The 12,328-nt window shown below is 64.5% G+C and carries 9 protein-coding genes; 8 read left to right on the forward strand and 1 reads right to left on the reverse strand.

Annotated features, from left to right (window positions below):
• The first annotated feature begins 2 nt into the window (after positions 1-2).
• The 6 genes from KF886_21340 (at position 3) to KF886_21365 (ending at position 8,681) form a co-directional block, all read left to right on the forward strand.
• Positions 3-1,028: an ABC transporter ATP-binding protein gene (locus tag KF886_21340; GenBank protein MBX3179904.1), complete on the forward strand. Its 1,026-nt coding sequence runs from the start codon at positions 3-5 to the stop codon at positions 1,026-1,028.
• Positions 1,029-1,063: 35 nt separating this feature from the next.
• Positions 1,064-1,912, forward strand: coding sequence for an ABC transporter permease (locus KF886_21345; protein ID MBX3179905.1), 849 nt, complete (start codon positions 1,064-1,066; stop codon positions 1,910-1,912).
• Positions 1,912-3,729 carry an SPASM domain-containing protein gene (locus KF886_21350; protein ID MBX3179906.1) on the forward strand — a complete coding sequence of 606 codons (1,818 nt, stop codon included), beginning with the start codon at positions 1,912-1,914 and terminating at the stop codon, positions 3,727-3,729. Before KF886_21345 ends, KF886_21350 begins: the two co-directional genes overlap by 1 nt.
• 62 nt (positions 3,730-3,791) lie before the next feature.
• The gene (locus KF886_21355) at positions 3,792-4,190 is read left to right on the forward strand and encodes a response regulator (protein ID MBX3179907.1); all 399 of its coding nucleotides are present in this window, start codon (positions 3,792-3,794) and stop codon (positions 4,188-4,190) included.
• A 325-nt stretch (positions 4,191-4,515) separates the two neighbouring features.
• Positions 4,516-7,227, forward strand: a complete 2,712-nt coding sequence (locus tag KF886_21360) for a bifunctional YncE family protein/alkaline phosphatase family protein (GenBank protein MBX3179908.1) — start codon at positions 4,516-4,518, stop codon at positions 7,225-7,227.
• Between the two features lie 89 nt (positions 7,228-7,316).
• Positions 7,317-8,681 (forward strand): Gfo/Idh/MocA family oxidoreductase, encoded by a 1,365-nt coding sequence (locus KF886_21365; GenBank protein ID MBX3179909.1) that lies wholly within the window; start codon positions 7,317-7,319, stop codon positions 8,679-8,681.
• 136 nt (positions 8,682-8,817) lie between these two features.
• Here KF886_21365 and KF886_21370 read toward each other — a convergent pair whose 3' ends face one another.
• Positions 8,818-9,810: a DUF1559 domain-containing protein gene (locus KF886_21370; protein MBX3179910.1), complete on the reverse strand. Its 993-nt coding sequence runs from the start codon at positions 9,808-9,810 to the stop codon at positions 8,818-8,820.
• Positions 9,811-10,375: 565 nt separating this feature from the next.
• Here KF886_21370 and KF886_21375 point away from each other — a divergent pair.
• Together KF886_21375 and KF886_21380 are read left to right on the forward strand one after the other, a co-directional pair.
• On the forward strand, positions 10,376-11,266 hold the full coding sequence (locus KF886_21375; protein MBX3179911.1) for a sugar phosphate isomerase/epimerase: 891 nt from the start codon (positions 10,376-10,378) through the stop codon (positions 11,264-11,266).
• 136 nt (positions 11,267-11,402) lie between these two features.
• Positions 11,403-12,323 carry a sugar phosphate isomerase/epimerase gene (locus KF886_21380; GenBank protein MBX3179912.1) on the forward strand — a complete coding sequence of 307 codons (921 nt, stop codon included), beginning with the start codon at positions 11,403-11,405 and terminating at the stop codon, positions 12,321-12,323.
• Positions 12,324-12,328 lie beyond the last annotated feature (5 nt).

Here is a 12,328-nt window from a genome sequence, read left to right on the forward strand (position 1 = left end):
ATATGGCCGTATCTTCCGAAGCCCTGGTTCGCCTGGAGGGCCTCGAAAAAACCTTTATACTCCGCCACTTCTTCCACAAGGAAGAGGAGGACAGCAAGCGCCGCGTCTACGTCCGCAAGGAAGTGAAGGCGGTCACCGGAGTCAGCTTCGATATCCAGCCCGGCGAAATCTTCGGCCTGCTGGGCCCCAACGGCGCCGGAAAGACGACCACGGTAAAAATGCTCTCGGGCCTCGTGAAGCCGGATCGGGGCGCCGTGTACATCGACGGGCTCGAAGTCGAGCGGAACCGCCGCAGGGTCCTCGAAAAGGTCGGGGTGGTGCTCGAAGGCACGCGCACGAGCATGTGGCCGCTGACGCCGCTGGAAAACCTGGCGTACTACGGCAACCTGAAGAATGTATCGGGCGGCATCCTCAAGGAGCGATCCCACCAGCTCCTGGATTTCATCGGCCTGCGCGAAAAGAAACACACGCAGGTGCGCCACCTCTCGCGCGGCCAGAAGCAGAAGCTGGCGATCTGCATTGCGATGATCGCGGATCCAAAGGTGCTGCTGTTGGACGAGCCCACGACCGGGCTTGACGTGCAGAGCGCGCGCGCCATCAAGGACAAAATCATTGAAATGACGCGGGAACATGGCAAGAGTGTTCTTGTGACCACGCACGATATGCACGTGGCGCAGGAGCTCTGCGATCACATTGGCATCATCGACAGGGGCGGGCTGGTGGCCTGCAAGCCGACGGCGGAACTGATCGGCCTGTTTTCCGATCAGGTCTACGTCTTCCGGACCGATCGCGAAGTCGATACGGCCGCCTTCGAGGCGCTACCCGGCGTCTTGAGCGCGGTAACGGAACAGTCGGCCGATGGGCCGCTGCTGGTGGTGAACATCACCCCGGAACCGGCGGCCCGATCCGAGGCGCTCTACGGGGTGATGGCGGGCCTGCGCGATGCGGGCCACGAGCTCTGGAGCATTTCCCAGCGCCAGCAGAATCTGGAGAGCGTGTTCCTCCAGCTTACAACGAGCAGCATATAACCTGCGGCCGCGCCCGCGGAGGAGCGTTTGAGTTTATGAGTTTCTTTCTCGTCATGAAAGCCGAAATCGTGCGCGCGCTCATCGTCATGCGCCGCTACTGGTTCCGCACGGTGACCGGCATGATTATGGGGTACGGCATGCTGCTGGTGTTGATCATGGGGTTCATGGTCAGCCGTGACGAAGTGACAAGCGCCATGGACGGGCGTTTCGGCGACGCGGGCCAGGCGACGAATTTCGTCCTGGGATTCATCATTGGCATGTTCGCGTTCGGCATCGTGGGCATGTTTACCCAGGGCATCCAGAGCATGGCCGGGACCGGCGTGCTGGAGCAGCTCTGCCTCAGCCCGCACGGGCTCGTGACCAACTTTCTCGCGCGCACCATCGTCACGGCGGTCACCTCGATCTTCTCTTCGTCGCTCATGGTCTGGATGGTCACCGCCACGGTGGGCGGGACGCTGCACTTCGATCCGGTTGCGGTGCCGATTCTGCTCTGCCTTACCTTCGTAAATCTGCTCGGATTCGGATTCATGATGGGCGGGCTCGTGCTGGTCTTCAAGCAGGTGGGGCAGGTCGCCATTCTCATTCGCATGGGCCTGTTCGCCCTTGCGATTTTCGCCACCGAGGAGATGCTGAACCGGGGCTTCATCATGGCGGCCTTCATGCACATACTGCCGATTACCGACGCCGCCATCCTGCTCAAGTGGACGCTTATCTCCAACCAGGGCATCGTGGGTGACAATTTCGAGAACTACCGCCCGGTATTGCAGCACCCGTCGATGTTCTTTCTGATTGTCAATTGCGCGGTCTGGTTCGGGCTTGGCGTGGCCGTATTCCGCTTTATGGAAACGTGGAGCCGCGCGAAGGGTACGCTGGGGACCTATTGATGGGCGCGCCGGCATTACATCGCTTCGAGCAGGGCGGCAAGCGTTTCGTGGTGGACACGGAGACCTGCTTCTGTTTCGAGTGCGATGCGGTGTCGTGGGCCGTGCTCGAACACTATCCCGAAACGCCGGTGAACCGCATCGCGCACCTGGTCGGGCAGGATCACCCCCGCCGCGAGGTGGAGGAGGTGATAGGCGAACTCGAATGGCTCCGATCCACGAAAGCGATCCTGCCGCGGCGAAGCCCCGCGGAGCTGCTCAAGCAATTCGAGGTGGCGCGCGCCCTGCAACGGGTGGACGTCTGGACGGATGGTGACTGCGTGGTCCTCGAGGGGGCGATGGCGTTGCTTCTCGGGCGCTCGCGCGACCGGGATGCGATCGCGCTCCACATCCATCCCGGCGGGCCGGCCTCGCGGCTGCTGGAATCGGTCGATGCCGCCTTCCGCAACGCGCGGCTCGCGGGAAAATCGCTCGAAATCGTCCTGGAGGCGCCCGTATCGCTGTCCGGCCGCGATGCGCGCGCCTTGGGCCCGCACGGGCTGTCCCTCGCCTGGAGCGTCGCGCCGGACGCGCCCGCGGACGCCCTGCGCGCTTTTGACGCGGCGCTGGGAAAGGGCCTCTCGGGGCTGGCCGGCGTCCTGGAGGGCGCCACGGCCATCCTGACCCCCGCGTCGGGCGCGTTCCGGGATGCCGTCGTTCATCTGCACGGCGCGGGCTTCACGCGGATCGAAATAGATCTGTCGGCGGCCTATCAGCGCGATCCCGGCCTGGACCCGGCCGCGGTGCTGGAGGGGATGCGGGCGGCGGCGGTCTACTACGCGCAGCAATTGCTCGCGGGAAAGCATTTTCGTCTGGAGCCGATCGCGGCCACCTTTCACCAGATCTACGAAGGCGCGCCGCGCCCGCGATCCGACGCCAGCGGGACACACGAGCTCGCGATCGATGCGCGGGGTGAGCTCTACCCCTCGCGCTATTTCGCCGGACAGGACGCCTTCCGGCTCGGGAATCTGGCGGACGGGCGAATCGACGAGGACCGGCGGGCGCCGTTCGACGATCTCGGCGCCATCAGCACATCGCCGTGTAATACCTGCTGGGCGCGGAACCTGTGCGGGGGCGGCCACAGCGCCATCCACGCGGCGCGCACCGGCGCCATCCGCACCCCGGATCCGGCCTGGTGCGATCGCCAGCGGGACTGGTTCGCGTCGGCGATCGCCGCGTTCAACCTCCTTTCGTCCCAGGGGGTTAACTTCGACCGGATATACCAGTCCGTACAGCCCGCTGGCCGCCTCTCGCTCTGGCAGGCGGCGAAAGCGGCGATGACGCTGAAGGCGGGCGTCCGGCCCATTGCCGAGGCGGACGCGCCCCTGCTTGCGCGCTGGGAGAACTGGAGCGAATCGGTCTACTTTCTGGGCAACGAATACGGGACCTTCCTCGCGACCCGGTACGACCGCGAAATGGACTCGTTGCACCCACGCGGCATCGAGCAGGAGCTGGTCATTATCTCGCGCCGCGGCGATCCGATTGGGTTGCTGAAGATCCGGCCCGAACCCCGCCTGCAACTGGCGCGCGTGTGGATTTACCTGCGCAACCCACAGCAGTATGCCGATCCCGGCCTGCGGCGGAGCTTCCGGCACATTCTCGGCGAGGCGGCGCGCCATGACGCCTTCTCCACGCTCGTTGCGGCGGCCGGACCGGGGGATCCGGGCCTCGGCGACTTTCTTCTGGCGTCGGGTTTCACCCACGCCGGGCGCGAGCGGGCCGCGCTTTTCCTGCACGACGCCTACCACGACATCGACATGTACAGCGTGCGCCTCTCCTGACCGGTTGCGCCCGGGTGCGCCGGGGTATATAGTAGAAGTAACGCAGTTACTCCGGAGCGTTTATGGGATCCATCGTAAAAGTAGTCGTTGCCGATGACGATCTCTATGTCGCCCGCTTCATCGCGCGCGTCATGGCGTCGCTCGGCTACTGCGCCATTCTGTGCAGCGATGGCGAGCGGGCGTTGCACGTGCTCGAGGACAACCCGGACGCGCGCCTGCTGGTGACGGATATCTCCATGCCCAACATGGACGGACGGCGCCTGCTCGGGGAGCTTCGGAGCCGGGAGAACTTCAAGAAGCTGCCGGTCATCCTCACGTCGGGCCTGGCGCGCGTCAGCGAGATCGCCGATCTGCTGGATGTCGGGGTCACGTGTTATCTCGGGAAACCCATTGAGGTGGACGAGCTGCGGAGCTACGCCCAGAATCTGGTCCAGCACGGGACCGTTGTCGCGCCGAAATAGCGGGTGATCAGCGCGCGGATGCAGGGCAATCGCATTTAAACCCGATCGCGGCATTTGGGCGTAAAGTTGAGTTGATTTGGGGCCTTGAATCAATGAACGTGGGCGTGTTGGAGCGCCGGCATCTCTGCCGGCAAGGTCCGGGATTCGCCGCAGGCGAAATGCCAGCGCTCCAACACGCGCCCTTTTCTAAAATTTCAGGTGGTTCGTATGGCGCTCGGCTCGAACTGGAAGTATAAATGCGATTGACCGGCGTGCGGGTGGGCCTTGGCGCGTGTCTTTCCCATCGTGTGCTATAGTGGGCATCGCACATGTGGAGGGAAGAACCATGCGCTTCGTTCATTGGCTGCTGCTTTTGTCCGTTCTGTCGGGATGCGCCACGACGCGGGAATCGGAATCTGATCGGAGCGCGGATCCGGTATCACAACGCCCCACCGACTTTCTTGATCAGGCCGTGGTCGGGCCGTTGGGGGATGGGACGTACATCGTGCCCACGAACCAGTTGATCGATCCCGCGGGCCTGACGGTGGAATTTCCCGGGCGGCCGGTGGGGGTTGCGAAGCATCCGTCGGAGCCGCTGCTGGCGGTGAAGAACCGGCTGGATGTGCTGCTGCTGGATGCGACCAGCGGGTCAATCCTCCAAACCCTGCCCATGCCGCGCGACGGCGCCAGTTTTTGCGGGCTCGAGTGGATGCCGGACGGCGGCGCGTTCTGGGTGACGTCCGCAAAGCGCTACGCGCACCGGGGGGCGCGCCAACCGGATGGGACATTTGCGTGGGATGCGGAGATCGGGCTTCCGGGGCCCGGCGGCCAGGGGGACTCCGCGCCGGGCGGCATTGCAATCGATGAGCGCCGGGGGCTCGCCTACATTTGCCTGAGCCGCAACAACAGCATCGGCGTGGTGGACCTGGCGGAGAGGAAGGTGCTGGAGGAAATCCCGGTGGGCATCGCGCCCTACGACGTGAAACTGCATCGGGACTACCTCTTTGTGACCAATTGGGGCGGGAGCCGTCCCGCCGAGGGCGCGGCCACGGGCCCGACTTCCGGAAGCCGCGTATCGGTGGATGCGCGCGGGATTGCGAACACGGGAAGCGTATCCATCATCCAGTTGCAGTCCATCGCCGCGGTGTTGGTGGCGGAAGGGGCGAGCGCGGCGCAGGTCGCGGATCGGGAGCACCACGTCACGCCCATGAACGCCGCCAGAGCCTGGACGTCCTTTGATGTAGAAGTCGGCTTGCACCCGAGCGGGATGGCCTTTTCACCGGATGGCGACCGGTTGTATGTCGCCAATGCCAACAGCGATACGGTGTCGGTGCTGACGACGTCGGCAGTACAGCCCGGGCTCGTCGCGGTGGAGGGCGATCTTGTCGTGAAACCCGCGCCAAACCTTCCTTTCGGTAGCGCGCCCAATGCGCTGGCGGTCTCCCCGGATGGCGCCTCGTTGTACGCGGCGCTCGGCGGGAACAACTGCATCGCGGTGGTGGACCTGGAGGCGGGCAAGGTGACGGGGCTCATTCCCACCGGCTGGTATCCGGGCGATGTGCAGTTTGATGCGGCCTCGAATGTCCTGTATGTGGCCAACACCAAGGGCGTGGGATCGCGGAATCAGGAGTTCGAGCACATTGCGAAGCGCGTGGGGGACTATCAGGCGGTTGAGGTGCCGCCGGGCGAGTACTACAACTCCCACACGCACCGCGGGAGTGTGTCGATTATCCCCACGCCCGAGGGGGACGAGCTGAAGGAACTCACCTACCGCGTCGCAACCAACATGCGGCTTCCGCAGATCGAAGCGGCGATGGGCGCGAAGCCGGCCCGCGAGAAGCGGGAGACGCCCGTGCCCACGCGGCCGGGCGAGGTCTCGCCGATCAAGCACGTGCTCTACATCATCAAGGAGAACCGGACCTACGACCAGATCCTGGGCGATCTGCCGCAGGGGAACGGCGATCCGAGCCTGGTCCACTTCGGCCGGGACGTGACGCCGAACCACCACGCGCTCGCGGAAGAGTTTGTGCTGCTGGACAACTTCTACTGCAACGGCGTACTCAGCGCCGACGGGCACCAGTGGGTGGCCGAGGGGTATGTGACCGATTATATCGAGAAGCAGTTCGGCGGGTTCACGCGCAGCTACCCCTACGCGGGCGATGACGCGCTCGCCTATGCGTCGTCCGGGTTTATCTGGGACCAGGTGCTCGCGAAGGGACTGACATTCCGGAACTACGGCGAAATGGTGCAGGCGAAGATCACCCCGAAGGACGCAACCTGGGCGCAGATCTACGCGCAATACCAGAACGGCGGCGACGCCATCCAAATCGAGGCGACTTCCCACATTCCGACGTTGCAGGCGAACATGAATCCCCGCTTCATCGGCTTCCCGGGGGTGGTGCAGGATGTGTACCGCGCGAAGGTGTTTCTGGAGGAGTTCGCGGAGTTCGAGAAGAATGGAAACCTGCCCCATTTCATGACGATGCTCCTGCCGAATGATCACACCTCGGGCACGCGCGAAGGCATGCCGACGCCCCGGGCCGCGGTGGCGGACAACGACCTCGCGCTGGGCCAGATTGTGGACGCGATCACGCACAGCTCGTACTGGCCGGAAACGGCGATCTTCGTGGTGGAGGATGATCCGCAGGCGGGCCTGGACAGCGTGGACGGGCACCGGACCGTGGCGTTCTGCATCAGCCCCTACACGCGGCGGGGCGCGGTGGTGAGCACCCACTACAACCAGAGCAGCATGCTGCGGACGATCGAGCTGATCCTCGGGCTTGACCCCGTCAACCAGCTTACGCTGGCGGCCCTGCCGATGAACGACTGTTTCCAGGAGACGCCGGAAGTGACGCCGTACAAGGTGAAGCCCAACATCATCCCGCTGGACGAGATGAATCCCCCGATCGGCGCGACGCGCGGACTCCAGCGGTACTACGCGAAGCAGTCGATGAAGATGCCGCTCGATGACATCGACAACGCGGACGAGGGCCTGTTCAACCGGATCCTGTGGCATTCGGTGAAGGGCTACGATGTGCCGTATCCGGTGGTGGAGTGAAGGGTGAAGGGTGAAGGGTTTTTCCGCCGAGCGGAACGGTATGCGTTCCCACGGAGGACCGTGGGAACGAGTCCCGGGTGAAGGGATTTATGATGAAGATTTCCCGCCGGACGTTTGCGCGGGCCGCGATGGCGGCGTCGATCGCGCCGGTGATAATTCCATCGCGGGCGCGTGGCAATGAGGTTGTTCCACCGCCCAGCGAGCGCATCACTGTGGGCGTCATTGGCCTCGGCGGGCTCGGCATGGGGCATGTGGGCCGCTTCCTGCAGGCGTCGGGGACGCAGGTGGTGGCCGTGTGCGATGTGCAGGCGCTCCACTACCGCGACCAGGAATGGGAGAAGCGCAGCCCCTGCGGGCGCGACGCCGCGAAGGCGGTGGTGGAGGACTTCTACGGCGAGCAGATGCGGAGCGGCGCGTATGCCGGGTGCGATGCGTACCGCGACTTTCGGGAGCTTTGCGCGCGGGAGGACATCGACGTCGTGGTGGTGGCCACGCCGGATCACTGGCACGCGCATATCTGTCTGGAGGCAATGCGGAACGGCAAGGATGTGTATTGCGAGAAGCCCGTGACCCACCTCTTCCGCGAGGGTCAACTCGTGGTTGCGGAAGTGGCGAAACAGCAGGCTATCTTCCAGGTGGGATCGCAGCAGCGCTCGGATCGCGGTTTCCGCCGTTGTGTTGAGCTCGTGCGGAACGGGCGCATCGGCAGAGTGGTCCATGTGGAGGTGGGGCTGCCCCGCGGCTTCGACGAGCCCCAGGGCGACCCCTCGATTACGGACCCGCCGGAGAATCTGGACTACGATTTCTGGTGCGGCCCGTCCGAATTGCTGCCCTACATGCGCGCGCGGCACCACCGCGCCTGGCGCTGGCATCGGGCCTACGGCGGCGGGCAGTTGATGGACTGGATCGGGCACCACAACGACATCGCGCACTGGGCCACGGGCGTGGAGCGTAGCGGCCCCGTGGAAGTGACCGCGCCCGGGAGGTGGACCTGGTCCAGGTTCGAGGGCTATGACACGCCCGTGGACTACGAGGTGTGGAGCCATTACGCGAATGGCATGACCATCAGCATCAGCACGCGGCACGCGGGCGGGGTGAAATGGATCGGGGAGGATGGCTGGATCTGGGCGAACCGGGGCGATCAGACCGGGTCGGACATGGCCTGGTTCGCGCGCGACTTTGATCCGGGTCCGGTAAAGGCCTACGCGTCCGACGACCACGTGGGGAACTTTCTCGATGGCGTGCGCACGCGCGAGGCCTGTATCGCGCCCGCGGAAGTCGGGCATCGATCGATTACGCCGGGCCACCTGGGCTACGTGGCGGAGGCGCTGGGCCGCAGGCTCCAGTGGGACCCGGAGAACGAAGTGGTCGTGGGCGACGCGGAGGCGGACAAGTTGCTCAAGGCGGTGGACTATCGCGCGCCGTTTTCTCAGGCTTCAGGCTGGAGGCTTTAGGTCTTTAGGCGTCCAGGGCCTACTGGGGGCTGCGGGCGCTGGGGCGGCCTGGAATCTGGGGGGTGTGGGATAAAAGAAGCGCCCGGCTCCTTTGGTGGGGAACCGGGCGCGGGAATGCGGATTCGGGGATGTGGAATCAGTTGCCTTCGTTGACCATGGCGTCGAAGGCCGCAAAGCCACTCTGCACAGGGACTTCACCGGGGAACTTGATGAATTCCACGTGGCCGTCCATGTAGAGGACGTTCGATCCGCCGGGCACGTGGTTGAAGTCGGCCGGGGTCGTGCTGATGCGGTCCCACATGATGAAGATCTCCGACTGCGCACGCGCGCTCGCGCCGGGGTTGTTGATGTCCGTCACTAGGAAGCGCTCGATGCCTTCGCGCAGCTTCAGGATCGAGCTGCCGCCACCGGTGCCATTCGGCGCCGCAACCGGGATATCGCCCTCGGTGACGCGGTTGATCGCCTCGGCTTTGACCGGATCGCCGTTCGGCGGGAAATTGGGGACGATACGCTGGAGGATGCCTTCCAACCAGAGGACCGCCTGGGCCGGGCCGGAACCGGTCGCGCCCAGGAGCGCCGTGGTAAGCGGTCCAACCGGGGCGGTCGGATCGTCATTGCTGACGCGATCCCAGATATAACCCTGGTAGGCGTAGCTCTGGTCGACGGCGTTCATGCAGGTGCCGCCGTGGTTGCAGCCCTTGCCGTTCTGTGCGCGGGGCTGTGTGCCGTCATAGTCGGTGCGTCCGAAGAGAATCTCTCCGCTCTGGCCGGTCCAGTTGGCCGCGTTGCCGTCGGCGTCCGACGGGCAGGTGAAGACATTGGGATCCGCGATGTACTCGGGATAAACCTCGAGGACGTAGGGGCCGAAGTTCGCCTTTACACTGTTGTAGTCGGGGTTGCCCGCCGGCGGCGGAACGGCCTTGAAGAACACGGACGGGAAGGTCTCGCCCTTGCTCTCATTGGTGTACATCTTGAACATGAGTCCAAGCTGCTTGAGGTTGTTCTGGCAGCTTGAGCGGCGGGCGGCCTCCCGCGCGCGGGCCAGGGCCGGCAGCAGGATGGCCGCGAGAATGCCGATGATCGCGATGACCACCAGCAGTTCGATAAGGGTGAAACCTCTCTTTTTCATGGAACTCTCCAGTAATTCGATGTGATTGCTTAGGGAACGTTTCAATGGGGGGAACCAATCTTCGATATCGCGCACAAATTCAGCCTACTCGACCTGGGCCGGGCCGCGGTCGCGGAGAATCGAGACCGCGCTGGCCGTAGCGTTGAATTACCGATAACGCCAGTATGGTACCACTATCCGGACGTGGCGTCAATAGTCGCGAGGGCCCTGGGAAGTCTCCGGGGTCGGGCATAGAAACATATGGCTCCGGAAAACTATGCAAACAAATAAGTTATGGGATATCCGCACGAGCGCCGCCCGCTTCGAAACAGCATCTGGACTTTGTGTACAAAGAAAGAGTTATCGATAATGTTATCCGTTCCAGCCAGCACCCGGGCCGCGCCCGGGCCGCGTAACCGCAAAACGCCATCGTACGGCGGGCCCCGCCGGAACCTGGCGCGGGTTGGATCTTGAAGCCTTTTTTTACCTATCCTTGCCGGAGTATCCCTGTTCGGCGTCGCGCCGCGGGGCAACCCCTTGGAAATTGGCGGCGGCGTTCGGGCCGGCCGCGATGGAGCCTTTCAAGATGAACGACTTTTCGCGCAGGACCTTCCTGCAGGCGGCGGGCGCGGGCGCGCTGGCCGCGGCCATCTCGCCGGCGGCGCTGGCGAAGGCGCTTCCGGGCAGCCAGATGAAGCTCGGGCTGGTGACCTACCTCTGGGGCCAGCATTGGGATCTGGACACCATCATCAAGAACTGTGCGGCGAGCGGCGTACTCGGGGTGGAGTTGCGCACGGAGCACGCGCACGGCGTGCAGCCGGAGATTTCCCAGGCGGCCCGGGCGGAGGTCAAGAAGAAGTTCGCGGACAGCCCTGTAATCTGCCTGGGCCCGGGTACGAACCAGAAGTACGACTCCCCGGATCCCGCTGTGCTTCGCAAGAACATCGAGGGGACCTTCGAGTTTATCCGCCTGAGCCACGACATCGGCGCGAGCGGCGTCAAGGTGAAGCCCGATCATTTTCAAGAGGGCGTGCCGCGGGAAGTGACCATTGAGCAGATCGGCAAGTCGCTCAACGAGGTGGGCAAGTTCGCCGGCGACTTTGGCCAGGAGATCCGGCTGGAGGTCCATGGCTCGTGCGCGGAACTCCCCACGATCAAGGCCATCATGGACGTGGCGGATAACCCGAATGTTGGCGTGTGCTGGAATTCGAACGACCAGGACCTTCAGGGCGAGGGCCTCGAATACAACTTCAACCTGGTGAAGGACCGCTTCGGCGCGACGGCGCACATCCGCGAGCTGAACGTGGGCGACTACCCCTACCAGGAACTCATGAACCTGTTCGTCGCGATGGACTACAAGGGCTGGATCTGCCTCGAATGCCGCACGGAGATCGAGGACGGTATCGCGGCGCTGACGGAACAGCGCGAGATCTTTGAGTCGATGGTCGACGTGGCGCGGGCGAAGTTGGGCGCGTAACCCGTTCGAAGAATATTGATGCATGACACGGCCGGGCCGCCCCGCACCGGGCGCGGTCCGGCCCGCCGCTTGCGCAGCGCGCATACAACACGACGCCGCCCCATGGGCAGCCGGCCGGCGTCGGAGGAGAAGCCCCATGGCAGTATCCCGCCGTCATTTCTTGAAGGCCACCGCCACTGGCGCGGCCGCCGCGATCCTTCCGCTGGGCGCCGCGCGCGCCCAAGCCGCCTTCAAGCTCGACTACATCCTGGCCTCCAGCCTGTACGGGCAATTGCCGCTGAAGGACATCCTTCCCGAAGTGGCGAAGGCCGGGGCAACGCACATTGACCTGTGGCCGAAGAAGCACGGCAGCCAGCGCGAAGAGCTCGACGCAATGGGCGAGGAGGCCTTCCTGGCGCTGCTGGCGGAGCACCAGGTGAAGCCGGGCATCCTCACGCGCTACGACCTGGGGCCCTACAAACTCCTGGACGAGGTCAAGCTCGCGGGCCGCATCGGCGCGCGGCTGGTGATCGCCGCGAGCGGCGGCGGCGGCAGCGAGGGCCCCGATCTGAAGGGGCGCATCCAGGGCTTCATCGAGAAGATCAAGCCGACCGTGGACGCGGCGGAAGAGGCGGGCGTTACCGTGGGCATCGAGAACCACGGGAACGCACTGATCCAGAGCCCCGATTCCATGCGGTATTTCGCGGAACTGGCGACGAGCCCGGCGCTCGGCATCGCGTACGCGCCCTATCACCTGCCGCAGGACCCCGCGCTGCAGGCCGGCCTCATCCGCGACCTGGGCCCGAAGGTCAGCCATTTCTACGCGTGGGAGCACGGGTTCGGCAGCACCGGCGAAATCCCCAAGGCCCACGAAATGCAGCAGCTCCCGGGCTTCGGGCAATTCGATTTCATCCCCGTGTTGCAGGCCTTCAAGGAGATCGAATACAGCGGCTGGACATCGGTCTTCATGCACCCGATCCCGCGCGGCATCCCGATCCTCCCCACGATCGAGGAATCCACCGCCGCATTGAACCGATCCAGGGCGTATCTGGAGGATTGTCTGGGGAAGTTGACGTAAAAGCG

The organism is Candidatus Hydrogenedentota bacterium, from assembly GCA_019637335.1.
Lineage (GTDB): Bacteria > Hydrogenedentota > Hydrogenedentia > Hydrogenedentales > JAEUWI01 > JAEUWI01.

Excerpts from the sequence above, each read along its gene's own strand:
- KF886_21350 (MBX3179906.1), top strand. The coding sequence starts at position 1,912 with ATGGGCGCGCCGGCATTACATCGCTTCGAGCAGGGCGGCAAGCGTTTC.
- KF886_21375 (MBX3179911.1), top strand. The coding sequence starts at position 10,376 with ATGAACGACTTTTCGCGCAGGACCTTCCTGCAGGCGGCGGGCGCGGGC.
- KF886_21355 (MBX3179907.1), top strand. The coding sequence starts at position 3,792 with ATGGGATCCATCGTAAAAGTAGTCGTTGCCGATGACGATCTCTATGTC.
- KF886_21380 (MBX3179912.1), top strand. The coding sequence starts at position 11,403 with ATGGCAGTATCCCGCCGTCATTTCTTGAAGGCCACCGCCACTGGCGCG.
- KF886_21345 (MBX3179905.1), top strand. The coding sequence starts at position 1,064 with ATGAGTTTCTTTCTCGTCATGAAAGCCGAAATCGTGCGCGCGCTCATC.
- KF886_21340 (MBX3179904.1), top strand. The coding sequence starts at position 3 with ATGGCCGTATCTTCCGAAGCCCTGGTTCGCCTGGAGGGCCTCGAAAAA.
- KF886_21360 (MBX3179908.1), top strand. The coding sequence starts at position 4,516 with ATGCGCTTCGTTCATTGGCTGCTGCTTTTGTCCGTTCTGTCGGGATGC.
- KF886_21370 (MBX3179910.1), bottom strand. The coding sequence starts at position 9,810 with ATGAAAAAGAGAGGTTTCACCCTTATCGAACTGCTGGTGGTCATCGCG.
- KF886_21365 (MBX3179909.1), top strand. The coding sequence starts at position 7,317 with ATGATGAAGATTTCCCGCCGGACGTTTGCGCGGGCCGCGATGGCGGCG.